Genomic DNA, 14435 nt, shown 5'->3' on the forward strand with positions numbered 1-14435 from the left:
CGAGATCACATCCGTTCCTCATCCGTTGAATAAGCTGCCTGCCTTCAAGCAAACTGCGGCAAATACGCCTTGTGCGCTTCCTTCAGCTCGCCGAAGCAGGCGAGCGCCGTATTGTAGTCGCCGACGAGCGGGTTCATCAGCAGCGCACGCATCGCCGCGTCCACGCTGCCGGTCACCGCCGCCGCGACCGTCTCGCGCTCGTACGCCTTCACCATCCGCATATAGTCGATGATATGGCGATTGTCGAAGCCCGGCACCGCGACCGGCACTGCGCCGTCCTTGCCGATGACCGCGGACATCTCGACCGCGTCGTCGTCCTCCATGAACGACAAGGCGCCCCGATTCAGCAGGTTCACGACATGCACCTCGCGCTTGTCGTTCCAGATCGCGTCCACGAGGCTGATCGCCACCTCCGAATAGTTGGCGCCGCCGCGCGAGGACAGCAGCTCCGGCTTCACATGCAGCTCGGCGTCCTCATAAATCCGCAGCAGATCGGCTTCGATCCCGATGCATTTCTCGCCGCGCGTCAGCTCGCTCTCTTCCAGCAGCTTGAGCTTTTTGTCTTTGAAGTAGTAATACTCGAGATAGGAGGAGGGAATCGCGCCGACCATGCCGACCAGCTCGCGGCTGAATCCGCTCGACGGAATGTTTTTCATCGCCTCGCTGTTGAGCCCGAGCTCGAGCGCCGTTTTCAGATAGTCCTTGCCGTCGTGCTCGATCGCGGTGATCCAGCTGAGGTGGTTGAGGCCGACGTACGTCATCTTGGCGTCCGGCAGCGCGAGCGTCTCGCGGATGCTCTTGTACATATTGTACGGCACGTTGCACAGGCCGAGCATCTTGATGCGGGTATGCTTCAGCAGCGCTTCGGTGATGATGCCCGCCGGATTGGAGAAGTTGATCAGCCAAGCGTCCGGACAGAGCGCCTCCATGCGCTCCGCAATGTGCAGCATGACCGGAATCGTGCGCATCGCCTTGAAAAAGCCGCCGATCCCGCAAGTCTCCTGGCCGATCAGGCCGTACTTGAGCGGGATCTTCTCGTCGAGCACGCGCGCGGACAGCTTGCCGACGCGAATCTGCGCGAGCACGAAGTCGGCATCCCGCAGCGCCTCGTCCAGGTCCTGCGTGAGCGTGACGGTGCACGGCAACTGCTCGGCTTCGATCATGCGGCGGCACAGGCTGCCGACGACATTCAGTTTGTTCTCGTCGATGTCCATCAGCACGAGCTCGCTGATTGGCAGGACGCGCTTGCGCTTGATGATTCCCTCGATCAGCTCGGGCGTATACGTGCTCCCGGAGCCGATGATCGCAATTTTCAGCTTGCTCATGATGTTCCTCCTGCGGGCCCTGTGCTATGAATCGTACGTTATCCAGCCTCGGCCCTTCATTTGCGGCTATTATAGCACGGGGTCATGCTGGCAACAATAAAATATAGAAATTTTATTTCAGTATGATATATTTATTTTAAAATAATATTTCTATCACGCCACTGCCGATCATACCGCAGGAATACCTTGTCTTTTGGAAAAAATGGCCTTACTATTTACTAAAATACGACAGAATGCGCAGGTATCTACCATGGCGATCCAGAACAACATACTGCTGAAGATCCGCGACATGAAGGACAGCATGACCCCTGTCGAACGGATGGTTGCCGAGTACATCCTCGCCAACACGGAGGAGATCCCGCATCTCTCCATCAAGAGCCTGGCGCAGTTCAGCCGGACGAGCGACGCCTCGGTGCTGCGCTTCTGCAAGACGCTCGGCTACAGCGGCTACCGCAGCTTCATCGTGAGCGTCTCGGCCTCGCTCGGCTCGATGGACGAGGAGCAGAAGGACGAATATACGGATATTCAGCCGGGGGACGATCTGAACGTCGTCATCTCCAACATCTCCTACAACAACATGAAGTCGATCGAGGATACGCTCAGCATCATCGACCGGCAGGCCGTCGCGAAGGCGGTCCAGGCGCTGCGCGACACGAACCGCATCGTGTTCTTCGGCATCGGCGCGTCCGGGCTTGTGTGCATGGACGGCGAACAGAAGTTTTCCCGCATCAACAAGATGTGCCACGCCTACACGGACGGCCACAGCCAGCTGACGGCGGCCACGCTGCTCGGCAAGGGCGACGTCGCCTTCTTCGTCTCGAACTCCGGCGACACGATCGAGATTCTCGAGGCGCTCGAGATTACGCAGCGCGCGGGCGCGACGTCGATCGCGCTGACCAAGTTCAACAAGAGCGAGCTTGCGGACAAGGCGGACATCGTGCTCAGCATCTCCACGCCGGAGGTCACGATCCGCAGCGGCGCGATGGGCTCCCGCATCGCGATGCTGACCGTCATCGACATTTTGTTCGCAGGCGTAGCCAGCGCCGAATATCCGAACATCAAGAAGTATTTGTTGAAGACTCACAATATTTTAGCGGGCAAACACCGGAGATAACGGTTACAGACATCGCCAGGAGACTGCGGCGGTGTCTTTTTTTGTTGCTTTTCTGAAAATAAAAGCGCAATTAAAACTTTTACAATGAAATTTTATTTCAAAAACTATTGACGATATGTAAGCGGTAACGGTAAGATAAATCGCAAGAGGGGACATTAAATAGATCCATGAAAGGACGATCCTCACAAACAAAGGGTAGGAGAATGGCCATGAACGAATATCTCGCGGGTCTAACCACCGAGAAGATCAATCCGGCAACCCGGACGATCGACGAGTGTACAACGGAGCAGATGCTGCATCTCCTCAACAAGGAGGATGCCGCCGTTCCGGCCGCGGTGGCGGAAGAAATTCCGAACATCAGGGAGGCTGTGGACATCCTGCACGACCGGCTAAGGCACGGGGGCAGAATGTTCTACATTGGCGCCGGATCATCCGGCAGAATCGGCGTACTGGACGCATCCGAATGCCCGCCCACCTTCGGGGTCGACCCTGAGCTCGTGCAGGGTCATATCGCAGGCGGGGATACGGCACTTCGGACAGCGGTGGAAGGATTCGAGGACAACGCGGAGGAGGGAATGGCGCTAATCGAGCGCATCGGCGTCACCGGCAAGGACGCGGTCGTCGGCATCTCCGCCAGCGGCAGCGCAGCCTTCGTCATCGCTGCGATCCGGAGAGCCGCAGAGATCGGCGCCGCCACGATCGGGGTCGTCAACAACAAGGGCTCCAAGCTCGGCGAAGTGTGCGACATCTGCATCGCGCCCGTCGTCGGACCGGAAGTCATCATGGGCTCCACGCGGCTGAAGGCCGGTTCGGCGCAGAAGCTGGTGCTCAACATGCTGACGACCGCTACGATGGTCAAGCTTGGGAAAACCTACAACAATCTGATGGTCGACCTCAAGGCGAGCAACAAAAAGCTGCAGGACCGCTCGATCCGCATCATCGAGGCCGCGACCGGCGTCGATGCCGAGCAGGCGTCGGATTATCTGGCGCAGGCGTCGCAGAGCTGCAAGCTCGCGATCATGATGATCGAGACGGGGCTCGCGGCCTCGGAGGCGGCGGCATCGCTGGCGCGCTCCGAAGGCAATCTCAAGGCCGCGATCCGCGCGCACAAGCAAGTCGTCTGAATCGCAAGGCGCAAGCAAGGCAACGGAATCATTCGCCCATATAGAGGGGCCATCCCAAGGAGGAAGCATTCGAATGATGAACAAAGGCAAAGCACTCTCGCTCATGCTCGCCGCCACGCTGTCCGTATCCGCACTGACCGCATGCGGAGGCAACAAGAACGACAACGGCGCGTCCAGCCCGGCCGCATCCGGTTCTGCCGCAGCATCCGGCTCCGCCAGCTCCGGCGCCAAGGATACGATCACGGCGCTGCTGCCGCCCGTATCGCCGACGTACCAGGACAACTTCGACCAGATGGAAAAGGACTTCAATGCCAAGTATCCGAACCTGACGCTGAAGATCGAGCCGGCCAGCTGGGAGGACATGACGCAGAAGCTCGATACGCAGGTCAACGCAGGCAGCCCGCCCGACATCGCGTTCATCGGCTCCGACGGCATCTCCAAGTACGTGCAGCAGGGCATGGCGCTCGACCTGACGGACGCCGTGACGCCGGAGATGACGGGCGACTATGACGCCGTGCCGCTCGAGTACATGAAGAACGGCTCCGGCCTGTACGGCTTCCCGGCCTATATGGAAGTCCACGCCCTCGGCGGCAACAAGCAATTCCTCGAGGAAGCGGGCATCGACTGGAAAAAGGTGCAGAAGGACGGCTGGACGTACGACGAATTCCGCGACGCGATCAAGAAGGGCGTCGTCAAAAACGGCAATACGACGTCCCGCTACGGCTTCGTATTCGCGACGGCCGGCGTCGCGTCCAAGGACTATCTGGGCATCATGGCCAAGAGCGCGGGCATGCCTGCGTCGTTCAACAAGGATCTGAAGTATGCGCTGACGAGCAAAAACTACCTGGAGCTGCTGACGGACCTGCGCCAGATGATCGACGACGGCTCGATGCCCAAGGAGCTGAGCTCGGTCGACGCGGGCAAGCGCTGGAACATGTTCCTGACCGGCCAGACGATGATCACCGGCAAGGGACTGGCGACGTTCGAGAACTCCGCCAAGAAGAACAACGCGAAGATCGACGCCAATGACGGCAGCGCGGTCAAGGACAGCATCAAGGTCGACTATATCGTCCTGCCGGTGCCGACCTTCGCCGGCGCGGCTCCGGTGTCCTCTACGGTTGTCGACGGCTATGTCGCCTTCCGCGGCAAGAAGGAGCCGACCGCCGAGCACAAGGCGAACATCGCCAAGGCGGCGTACTTCCTGTCGAGCGGCCAAGTCGCAGCGACGACGAACAACGACCTGTTCGCCGCCCACATCACCAAGAGCGGACGCGATGCGGCGGCCTCGATGAAGATCGACCGCAATCCGGACAACGTCGCCGCCGTCGAGACGATGCTCTCTCACGCCGCGCCGGCTCGTCCCGACATCCCGGCCGATCTGGGCGCCAAGGCGATCAAGATCGAGAACGAGGTCATCGTGCCGAAGATGCAGGCGCTGCTCGCAGGCGAGATCAAGCCGCAGGACATGTACGACGCCGTGAAGAAGGCTGCGATCGACGCCTTCGGCCAGGACGGCATCGTTCAAGATTAATACAGCTATGGCGTACGGATAGCCGCGTGATTCCCGCATGCGGCTATCCTTCTTCATAGCGTTCGACGCAAGAGAGGAGTCTTGTACATGGCCCAGTCTGCACAATCGGTCAAAAAGCGCAAGATCAAAGGAGACGGCGTCTGGGGCTACGCGTTCATCGCGGTCGCGCTCATCGTCTACGCCATGTTCACGGCCTATCCGGTATTCAGCGCCTTCATCATCAGCTTTCAGGAATACAAGCCGCTCGGCTCGACCTATATCGGCTTCGACAACTATACGGCGACGTTCAAGGACGATCTGTTCTGGAAGTCGATCAAGAACACCATCGTGTACACGGTGCTGACCGTCCCGGTCGCGCTGCTGCTGTCCTTCCTCGTGGCGATCATGATCCTCCCGCTGCGCAAGAAGCTGCAGACCGTATTCAAGGCCGTTTATTACCTCCCGGTGGTCGCCTCGGGCGTCGCACTGTCGCTCGTCTGGCTGTGGATCTTCGATCCGATGCCGGGCGGCATCTTCAATCAATTCATCGGCTGGTTCGGCGCGCACAACCAGAACTGGCTCGGGTCGAGCGCCACGGCGATGTTCTCGCTCGTCATCATGGCCTGGCTGTCCAGCCACGGCGCCAGCATCATCATCTATCTGGCCGCATTGCTCGGCATCGACGACAGCTACTACGAGGCGGCCGATCTCGACGGCGCGTCCTTCCTGCAGAAGCTGTGGCATATCGTCATCCCCAGTCTCAAGCCGACGACGCTGTTCCTGCTCGTGACGGCCATCATCGGATCGTTCCAGGTGTTCCAGAACGCGTATCTGATGACCGGCGGCGGACCGGACCATGCGACGACGATGGTCGGCCTGCTCATTTTCGACAATGCCTTCAAGTACTTTGAATTCGGCAAAGCCGCGGCCCAATCGTTGATATTGGCGCTTATTATAGCCCTGGTCTCGCTGTTCCAGTTCAAGTTCCTGGGCAAAGACGTGGATTACTAGGGGAAGGAGGCAACCGCAGATGTCACTATACAACAACCACACGGGCAGCCGGGCGGGCAAGGCGGCGCGCAATACCGTGATTGTCGTCCTCCTCCTGCTGTTCGCGCTGGCGACGCTGTTCCCGATTTACTTCATGGTCATCTCCTCGTTCGGAGATCCGGTCGAAGCGGGCGCAGTCAGCTATTCAATCTGGCCGGGCAAGTTCACGCTGGAGTCGTATTCCTTCTTCTTCAACTATAGCAAGTATTCGTACCGCTGGATTCTCAACTCCACGATCGTGGCAGGCGCAATCACGGTTACCAACGTCTTCTTTGCGACGATGGCCGGCTACGCCTTCTCCAAACTCCGCTTCAAGGGCAGGGGCGTGCTGTTCTCCATCCTGCTCGCCGCGATGATGATCCCGTACCAGGTGACCCAGGTGCCGCTGTACATTCTGATCGTCAACACCTTCCACATCCAGAACACGTACAGCGCGCTGATCCTGCCGAGCCTTGTGACGGTGTACAACATCTTCCTTGCCAAGCAGTTCATGAGCAGCATTCCGACCGAGATTTTGGAGTCCGCCAAGGTGGAGGGCTGCAGCCAGTTCCAGATTTTCTTCCGGATCATCGTGCCGCTGTCCAAGACGGTCATGGCCGTCATCGCGATTCTGACGTTCATGGACAGCTGGAACACGTTCTTCTGGCCGTTCCTCGTCACCAACACGATGGATATGCAGACGATCCAGGTCGGCCTCAAAAACTTCCGCTTCGCGAACACGACCTACTTCTCCCCGATGATGGCGGGCGCGACGATCTCGGCGGTGCCGATGTTCATCCTGTTCTTCAGCCTGCAGAAGTACTTCCTCGAAGGCGTCACCGTCGGCGCGGTCAAGGGCTGATATGGTTGGGGGAAAACAGTACGCGGTCGGCCTCATGTCCGGCACGTCCGTCGACGGCATCGACGCCGCGGTCGTGGAGATCGCGGGCCGGCCGGGCGGAGGCGACCGGATTGCCGTGCGCCTGCTCGCCTTCGAGAACAAGCCGTTCCCGGCGGAAGTGCGGCGCGAGATCTTCGAGCTGTTCGATCCGATGCGGGCGACTGTTGACCGCGTCGGCGCGATGAACGTACGCCTGGGCCGGCTGTATGCGGATGCGGCGCTGTCCGTCATCGCGCGGGCCGGGCTCGCGCCGGCGGATATCTCGGTCGTCGGCTCCCATGGGCAGACGATCTATCATGCGCCGGAGGCCGGCTTCACCGTACAGATCGGCGAAGGCGCTGTCATCGCCGCGCGGACGGGCATCCCGTGCGTGTCGGACTTCCGCCCCGCAGACCTCGCGGTCGGCGGGCAGGGTGCGCCGCTCGTGCCGTTCACCGAATATTTGCTGTACGGCGAGGCGGACCGTACGCTGCTGCTGCAAAACATCGGCGGCATCGGCAACATCACCGTCATCCCGGCGGGCTGCGGGCCGGCGGACGTGTACGCCTTCGACACCGGCCCGGGCAATATGCTGATCGACGGCCTCGTCAGCCGTCTGACGGAAGGCGAGCGGGAGATGGATGTCGGCGGCGAACTGGCGGGGCGGGGCAGCGTGAGTCGGGCGCTGCTGGATGAGCTGCGGCAGGATGCGTACTATGCGATGTCCGTGCCGAAGTCGACGGGGCGCGAGCGGTTCGGCGCGGACTATGTGGACCGGATCGTGCGCCGCGGCCGGGCGCTCGGTCTGTCGGACGCGGATCTCGCGGCCACCGTCACGATGCTGACCGCCTGGTCGATCGGCGACGCGTACGGCCGGTTCGTCGCGGACAGGCACCGCGCAGACCTGATGATCGTCGGCGGGGGCGGCAGCTACAACCCCGTGCTGATGCGGCTGCTGACCGCGGAGATGGCCGCGCGTGGCGTGGAGGTTGCGACGCAGGAGCAAGTCGGCGGCAGCAGCGACGCCAAGGAAGCGATCGCATTCGCGCTGCTGGCCGCGTACACGATGGCCCGGCAGCCGGGCAATCTGCCGGCGGCGACGGGCGCGTCGCGGCCGGTCGTGCTGGGCAAGATCTCTTACTAAGCGCTGGTGGCCTGGCCGTGAACGGACTCACGGTTGCGGCATGCGCATCAAAGTGTGGACATACGTCGATAGTTTGCACGGTATCGACACTGTCCCCCGATACGGACGGCGATTTGCTTCGATTGAACGCTAGTTAGCGGAGAGAGGGTGCGGCGAATGGGCAGGTTGACAATCGAGACTTGGGACGACCAATACGCGGACGCGGCCGTCGCACTATGGAACGGCGCGGCTGTCCGCGACGGCTACAAGGAGTTGACGCGCGCGAGCTTCGCGGACATTTTCACATCGAGCCCGTACTTCGATCCGGCATGCACATTCGTGCTGCTCGAGGACGGGGAGCCGTGCGGCTTCGCCTGCGGATGTACGGGCGACGATCTGCCGCTTGGCGATGTCGCGGGCTACATCACTTGTATCGTGCTGGCCGCAGGCTTTGACTCGGATTCGAACCGCGAGTCGCTGCTGGCGGCGATGGAGGCGCGATTCCGTGCGCTCGGCAAGCGACAGTCGGAGGTGCTTTTCTTCAACCCGATGAAGCTGCCCTGGTACATACCGGGCACGCCGGGCCACGAGCACAACAACGCGCCGGGCGTCCCGGTCGATACTGCCTTGTACGCCTTCCTGCTCGGCCGGGGATATGCGGATCGGGCGCGGCAGTGCGCGATGTACAGGCCGCTCGCGGACTTCGCGATTCCGGAGAGCGTCCGGGCGAAGGAAGCGCAGGCGGCCGAGACCGGCTATCGGGTGGAGCTGTACGACCCGGTGCGCCATACGGGCCTGGAGCGGATGCTGGCCGGACTCGGCAATCCCGCCTGGGAGCGCGAGATCGCGGCCTGCGCCGCGGACGGCGTGCCGTTCGTCATCGCCGCGCACGGTGCCGAGGCGGCCGGGTTCGCCGGACCGGTCGTCCGGCAGGACAACGGGCGGGGCTACTTCGCCGGCATCGGCGTCCATCCGGAGCATGAGGGCAAGGGGCTCGGCAGCATTTTGTTTTTCAAGCTTTGCGAGGCGCTGCGCGATGTCGGCGCCGACTATATGTCGCTTTTCACAGGGAGCACCAATCCCGCGATTCGCATCTACGAGAGAGCGGGCTTCAACACGGTACGTCAATTTGCCATCATGCGGAAGGAGCTAACACAATGAGCGACAAGCAGACGATATTGGCCATCGGAGGCCATGTAGGCGATATGGAATTGACGGCGGGAGGCGTGCTGGCGAGCCACTCGCTCAAGGGAGACCGCATCGTGACGCTGGCGCTCACGCCGGGAGAACGCGGGGTGCCCGCGGGCCAGGACATGGCGGACTACCGGGCTCAGAAGATTCGGGAGGCGCATGCGTTCGCAGACCTGCTTGGCGGCGAAGCGATCGTGTTCGACGACAACCCCGACGGCGAGCTGCCGGACGATGCGGCGATCCGCTGGCGCGTGTGCGACGTGATCCGCAAGGTGCGGCCGAACATCATCATTACGCATTTCAAGAACAGTATGCACAAGGACCATATGACGACGCACCGCATCGTGAACGATGCGCGCTTTTTCGCAGGCCTGCCGTCCATCGAGCGGGAACTGCCGGCTGCGTTCGCGGGCAAGCTGTATTATGCGGAAAATTGGGAGGACGCCGTCGACTACCGTCCTTACGTCTACGTGGACTTCGATCAGGAGGCTTACGACCTGTGGGTCAAGGCGGTCTCGACGCACTGGTTCGTCACGGGCAGCAAGTCGTTCCCTTACCTGGAGTACTACAAGCATCTGGCCAGAGTACGCGGCATCGAGGCGCGCAAAACTTACGCAGAGACGTTTATGGTGCCTGAAGAAACGCTGCGCCTGCGTCAATCGGCGCTGTAGGCGGCGATGGCGACGGTGCTGAACGGCGTCGACACGCTGGCGAGCGGCAAATACGACGGCTTGCTTCAGGGCAAGCGGCTGGGGCTGATCACGGCGCCGACCGGACTGACGCTCGGCTTCGAATCGACCATCCAACGGCTTCACGACCGGTACCGACTGGCCGCGCTGTTCTCGCCCGAGCACGGCGTGCGCGGCGACCAGCCGGCCGGCGGCTCGGTAGACACCTACACCGACGAGCGGACCGGCGTGCCGGTGTACAGCCTGTACCGCAAGGATTCCAAGCGCCTCACGCCGGAGATGCTCGAGCAGGTCGATGCCGTCGTATACGACATTCAGGATGTCGGCGTGCGTTATTATACTTTTATATATACGATGCTCTATGCGCTGGAGGACTGCGCGAAGGCCGGCAAGCCGTTCATCGTGCTCGACCGGATTGCCCCGCTGGACGGCGTCACGGTCGAAGGCAATGTGCTCAAGGACGGCTACCGCTCCTTCGTCGGCGGCTATCCGCTCGCGGTGCGGTACGGCCTCACGGCGGGCGAGGTTGCGACGATGGCGAACGCGCAGCAGGGCTGGGGCGCCGAGCTGCATGTCGTCCGCTGCGAGGGCTGGGAGCGGGAGCTGCTGTACCCCGATACGGGGCGGCTGTGGATTCATCCGTCGCTCGGCATCCCGCGCTTCGAGACGGCGCTGCTGTACGGCGGCACCTGTCTGTTCGAGGGGACCAACCTGTCGGAAGGCAGAGGGACGACGTTCCCGTTCGAGATGATCGGGGCGCCGTTCGTCGATGCGGAGCGGCTGTCGGACGAGATGAACGGGCTCGGCTTGCCGGGCGTGCGGTTCCGGCCGGCGTACTTCAAGCCGTCGTTTTCCAAGCATGAGGGCGAGCTGTGCCGGGGCGTGCAGCTGCATGTCACGGACGCGCGCGCTGTCCGGCCGCTCGATACCGGCGTGTTCCTCCTGCAGACGATCAAGCGGAACTATGAGGCGTTCGCCTTCCTGCCGACGCTGCGGGAAGGGTCCAGGCCGTTCATCGATCTGCTCGGCGGAGACACTGTTTATCGAGATGAAGGTTGGGATGCGCCGGCGCTGCTCGCGCGCTTCCGCGAGGAGAGCGCGGCGTTCGCGGCGATGAAGGCGGAGTTTCATTTGTATTGAACAGGGCTGCGGACAACCGGATCGCTGCGTACGCGCGGCCGACCGGTTGCCGCATTTCTTTTATAGCTGCTGAATGGAGGAAGCATGGTGAACGACCAGACTGAACATCGCCGGGAGCTGTCGCTGCGGGAAAAGATCGGGCAGCTGATCGTGACGGGGTTCCCGGGTCCCGCGATTACAGATGAGCTGCGGGAGCTGGCGCGCGAGTGGAAGATCGGCAATATCATCCTGTTCGCCTACAACGCGGAGAACAAATCGCAGCTGGCGGCGCTCTGCGGCGACCTGCAGCGTCTGATGACCGGGGCGACGGGCTATCCCGCCTTGATCTCGATCGACCAGGAAGGCGGCCGCGTGACGCGTCTGCCCCGGGATGCCGTCAACGTCCCCGGCGCGATGGCCGTCGCCGCATCGGGCCGGCCCGACCATGCGCTCACGGCGGGGCGGATGACCGCGCGGGAGCTCAGAGCGCTGGGCATCAACTTCAACCTCGCGCCCGTGCTCGACATCAACAACAACAAGCGCAATCCGGTCATCAATGTCCGCGCATACGGCGATACGGCCGAGTCGGTGACGAGCTATGGTCTGCAGATGCTGCGGGGGCTGCAGGAGGAAGGCGTGCTGGCCGCGGTCAAGCATTTCCCCGGTCATGGCGATACGGAGGTCGATTCGCATCTCGGCCTGCCCGCGGTGTCCAAGTCGCTGGCGGAGCTGGAGGCGCTGGAGCTGCGGTCGTTCCGGGCGGCGATCGCGGCGGGCGCCGAGGCGCTCACGATTGCGCATATGCTGTTCCCTGCCATCGAGCCGGAGCGGGTGCCCGCGACGATGTCGCGCGCGATCGTCACGGATCTGCTGAAGCGGGAGCTCGGCTACGAGGGGCTCGTCATCTCGGACTGCCTGGAAATGGATGCGATTCAGCAGTATTACGGCACCGCGAAGGGCGCGCTGGGCGCGCTCAAGGCCGGCATTCATCTGCTGTTCGTGAGCCATACGCCGGCGCTCGTCCGGGAGACGGTGCAGGTGATCGAACGAGCGGTCCTGTCGGGCGAGCTGCCGATGGAGACGGTCGACGCAGCGGTGGACAAAGTGCTGTATTATAAAATGAAATACGGCAAGCCGTCCGAAGCGCTGCCGCTGTCCGTCGTAGGCTGCGAGGCGCATCGGCAGGCGGCTGCGGCGATCAGCGAGGCGAGCGTCTGTCTGGTTGCGGGCGAGCTGGCGCCGATAGCAGCTGACGGGGGCCGCACCTTGTTCGCGGGCAGCCATCCTTACCGGACCGACCGGGCTTCGAGCCAGGTGCGGATGGGGCTGTCCTTCCCGGAGGCGATGGCGGATAGATTGGGCGGAGCGCAGCTGCTCACCGGGATCGACCCGGACGAGGCGGAGCTCGGACAGCTGCTGCGCGAAGCGGAGGCATGCGACCGCGTCGTGTTCGGCCTGTACAACGGGGTCGACAATCCGGGCCAGCTGGCGGCCGTGCGCAGACTCGTGTCCGCGGGCAAGCGGGTGACGGCGGTCGCGCTCGGCAAGCCGTACGATCTGGAGGCGCTGGCGGGGCTTGCATGCGGGCTTGCGGCTTTTGAATATACCGCGCTGTCCCTGGCGTCCGTCGCCCGTGTACTGGCCGGAGAGGTTGCGCCGGCAGGGCGGATCGAGCGCGTGTGGCAGCGTGACAGCTGAGTCGACATGCGCAGCAGCACGACACAGCACGACACAGCACGACACAGCTCGCGCAGCTCCCCGGGCCGGACGCCGAGCCATTAGCTGCAAATATGCAGCTAATTCTCGGCGCTGAGGGCATTTTTGGGGCGATAGCTGCAAATATGCAGTTATCGCTCCAGAAACAGCCGCCTCCCGGCGCCGAATCGCAAAATAACTGTACAATTGCAGTTATCGCGTCCAAACGTCGTGGCTCGGAAGCAAATAACTGTAAATTTGCAGTTATCTCTCTGCCTGCGGCTGGGGCAGCGCTTAGCCTGACGGTTGGCGCCAAAGGGTGCGGCGCGGGAGCAAAAAGTTGCGGCGCAGGAGCCAAAAGTTGCGGCGCGGGAGCCAAAAGTTGTGGCGTGGGAGAAAAAAGTTGCGGCGCGGGAGCAAAAAGTTGCGGCGTGGGAGCAAATAGTTGCGGCGCAGGAGCCAAAAGTTGTGGCGCGGGAGCCAAAAGTTGTGGCGTGGGAGCAAAAAGTTGCGGCGTGGGAGCAAATAGTTGCGAAAGGAACAACGTCGGCTGTGAGGGCCCGGCATGCCGAAGCCTATTCATTTTACAAAAACGAAGCGGCGAGTAACCCGGCTGCGAGCAAGGAGATACGAAGATGAAATATGTGGCGGGCGTGGATGGCGGCGGGACGAAAACCGCGGTGACCGTCATGGACGATACCGGACGCACGGTAAGCACGTTCGCATCCGGCGGCATTAACTACAACGGGCGGGACGAGGCGGAGGTTAGCCGCCATCTGGCGGAGATTGTGGCGGCGCTTGGTGTGGCTTGCGGCGGCCTGGATTCGTGCGCGCAGCTCGTCGTCGGTGCGGCGGGCGTCAGCAATCCGACCGTGCCCGGCCGCCTGACCGCCGCGCTCCGGGCGTCGGGCTACGGCGGGGGCGTCCATATCGTCGGCGATCACGAGACGGCGCTGTTCGGCGCGCTCGAGCGGGAGCACGGCATGATCCTGATCGCGGGCACCGGGTCGATCTGCTTCGGCCGGAGCGGATCCGGCGCCGTGCACCGTACAGGCGGCTTCGGCCATCTCATCGACGACGAGGGCAGCGGGTACAGCATCGGGCGCGATGTGCTGTCTGCGGTCGTCCGGTCTCACGACGGCCGTGCGCCGGGCACCGTGCTGACCGAGATGACGTATGCGAAGCTGGGCATCGGCTCAGTCCCGGAGCTCGTCGGCTTCGTCTACGACCGGCGCACCGGCAAGCAGGACATCGCGGCGCTCGCGCCGCTGCTGTCCGACGCTTGCGCGCGCGGCGACGAGGCTGCGCTCGCCATCGCCGCGCGCAGCGGCGCATCGCTGGCTGAGCTCGTCCGCCCGGTCGCAGAGCGGCTGTGGCCGAATGGCGGCGAGCTCGCGCTGGCGGGCAGCGTGCTGCTCCGCAACGCGCATGTGCGCGAGGCGCTCCTGGCGCGGCTGGCGCAGATATGCCCCGCCGTGCAGGCGGCGGCCGCCCGCAGGGACGCGTCCGCCGGCGCCGCGCTGATGGCGCTGCGCATGCTGAAGGCATAAAGAAGGGGCCTCCTTTGTCATCCGAGATGACAGAGGAGGCCTTTCTTTGCATGACCGATCAGAGGGAAGGCCGGAAGGAGAGGCGG

13 protein-coding genes are annotated in these 14435 nt (G+C 62.7%); 12 read left to right on the forward strand and 1 reads right to left on the reverse strand.

The genetic code is table 11. From position 1 onward, the window contains the following. Nucleotides 1-44: 44 nt before the first annotated feature. On the reverse strand, nucleotides 45-1325 hold the full coding sequence (locus VQ071_RS00695; protein WP_340511909.1) for a 6-phospho-beta-glucosidase: 1281 nt from the start codon (nucleotides 1323-1325) through the stop codon (nucleotides 45-47). Nucleotides 1326-1575: 250 nt separating this feature from the next. On the opposite strand from VQ071_RS00695, the gene VQ071_RS00700 reads away from it, so the two are divergent. From VQ071_RS00700 to VQ071_RS00755, 12 genes are all read left to right on the forward strand, one after another. After that, nucleotides 1576-2439, forward strand: a complete 864-nt coding sequence (locus VQ071_RS00700; RefSeq protein WP_340511910.1) for a MurR/RpiR family transcriptional regulator — start codon at nucleotides 1576-1578, stop codon at nucleotides 2437-2439. Nucleotides 2440-2648: 209 nt separating this feature from the next. Further along, entirely contained in the window at nucleotides 2649-3563 is a 915-nt protein-coding gene (gene murQ, locus VQ071_RS00705) for an N-acetylmuramic acid 6-phosphate etherase (protein WP_340511911.1), read from the forward strand. A 73-nt stretch (nucleotides 3564-3636) separates the two neighbouring features. Beyond that, entirely contained in the window at nucleotides 3637-5094 is a 1458-nt protein-coding gene (locus VQ071_RS00710; RefSeq protein ID WP_340511912.1) for an ABC transporter substrate-binding protein, read from the forward strand. Nucleotides 5095-5181: 87 nt separating this feature from the next. Then, nucleotides 5182-6084 (forward strand): carbohydrate ABC transporter permease, encoded by a 903-nt coding sequence (locus VQ071_RS00715; protein ID WP_340511913.1) that lies wholly within the window; start codon nucleotides 5182-5184, stop codon nucleotides 6082-6084. A 19-nt stretch (nucleotides 6085-6103) separates the two neighbouring features. After that, nucleotides 6104-6964, forward strand: a complete 861-nt coding sequence (locus VQ071_RS00720) for a carbohydrate ABC transporter permease (protein WP_340511914.1) — start codon at nucleotides 6104-6106, stop codon at nucleotides 6962-6964. Between the two features lies 1 nt (nucleotide 6965). Further along, a complete protein-coding gene (locus VQ071_RS00725; RefSeq protein ID WP_340511915.1) occupies nucleotides 6966-8126 on the forward strand; it encodes an anhydro-N-acetylmuramic acid kinase in 1161 nt (386 codons plus the stop codon). A gap of 156 nt (nucleotides 8127-8282) precedes the next feature. Continuing rightward, nucleotides 8283-9266 (forward strand): GNAT family N-acetyltransferase, encoded by a 984-nt coding sequence (locus tag VQ071_RS00730; RefSeq protein ID WP_340511916.1) that lies wholly within the window; start codon nucleotides 8283-8285, stop codon nucleotides 9264-9266. Beyond that, complete coding sequence (locus VQ071_RS00735) at nucleotides 9263-9967, forward strand: PIG-L deacetylase family protein (RefSeq protein ID WP_340511917.1); 705 nt, start codon at nucleotides 9263-9265, stop codon at nucleotides 9965-9967. Before VQ071_RS00730 ends, VQ071_RS00735 begins: the two co-directional genes overlap by 4 nt. A gap of 6 nt (nucleotides 9968-9973) precedes the next feature. Then, entirely contained in the window at nucleotides 9974-11125 is a 1152-nt protein-coding gene (locus tag VQ071_RS00740; RefSeq protein ID WP_340511918.1) for an exo-beta-N-acetylmuramidase NamZ family protein, read from the forward strand. Between the two features lie 87 nt (nucleotides 11126-11212). Continuing rightward, entirely contained in the window at nucleotides 11213-12802 is a 1590-nt protein-coding gene (locus VQ071_RS00745; RefSeq protein WP_340511919.1) for a glycoside hydrolase family 3 protein, read from the forward strand. 381 nt (nucleotides 12803-13183) lie between these two features. Then, nucleotides 13184-13438, forward strand: coding sequence for a hypothetical protein (locus tag VQ071_RS00750; protein ID WP_340511920.1), 255 nt, complete (start codon nucleotides 13184-13186; stop codon nucleotides 13436-13438). Continuing rightward, entirely contained in the window at nucleotides 13435-14349 is a 915-nt protein-coding gene (locus VQ071_RS00755) for an N-acetylglucosamine kinase (RefSeq protein ID WP_340511921.1), read from the forward strand. The genes VQ071_RS00750 and VQ071_RS00755 overlap by 4 nt, the downstream gene beginning before the upstream one ends. Nucleotides 14350-14435: the final 86 nt, after the last annotated feature.

This window comes from Cohnella sp. 56 (genome assembly GCF_037963805.1).
Taxonomy (GTDB): Bacteria; Bacillota; Bacilli; order Paenibacillales; family Paenibacillaceae; genus Cohnella.

Excerpts from the sequence above, each read along its gene's own strand:
- VQ071_RS00715 (WP_340511913.1), top strand. The coding sequence starts at position 5,182 with ATGGCCCAGTCTGCACAATCGGTCAAAAAGCGCAAGATCAAAGGAGAC.
- VQ071_RS00725 (WP_340511915.1), top strand. The coding sequence starts at position 6,966 with ATGGTTGGGGGAAAACAGTACGCGGTCGGCCTCATGTCCGGCACGTCC.
- VQ071_RS00695 (WP_340511909.1), bottom strand. The coding sequence starts at position 1,325 with ATGAGCAAGCTGAAAATTGCGATCATCGGCTCCGGGAGCACGTATACG.
- VQ071_RS00730 (WP_340511916.1), top strand. The coding sequence starts at position 8,283 with ATGGGCAGGTTGACAATCGAGACTTGGGACGACCAATACGCGGACGCG.
- VQ071_RS00755 (WP_340511921.1), top strand. The coding sequence starts at position 13,435 with ATGAAATATGTGGCGGGCGTGGATGGCGGCGGGACGAAAACCGCGGTG.
- VQ071_RS00720 (WP_340511914.1), top strand. The coding sequence starts at position 6,104 with ATGTCACTATACAACAACCACACGGGCAGCCGGGCGGGCAAGGCGGCG.
- VQ071_RS00735 (WP_340511917.1), top strand. The coding sequence starts at position 9,263 with ATGAGCGACAAGCAGACGATATTGGCCATCGGAGGCCATGTAGGCGAT.
- VQ071_RS00700 (WP_340511910.1), top strand. The coding sequence starts at position 1,576 with ATGGCGATCCAGAACAACATACTGCTGAAGATCCGCGACATGAAGGAC.
- murQ (WP_340511911.1), top strand. The coding sequence starts at position 2,649 with ATGAACGAATATCTCGCGGGTCTAACCACCGAGAAGATCAATCCGGCA.
- VQ071_RS00740 (WP_340511918.1), top strand. The coding sequence starts at position 9,974 with ATGGCGACGGTGCTGAACGGCGTCGACACGCTGGCGAGCGGCAAATAC.
- VQ071_RS00710 (WP_340511912.1), top strand. The coding sequence starts at position 3,637 with ATGATGAACAAAGGCAAAGCACTCTCGCTCATGCTCGCCGCCACGCTG.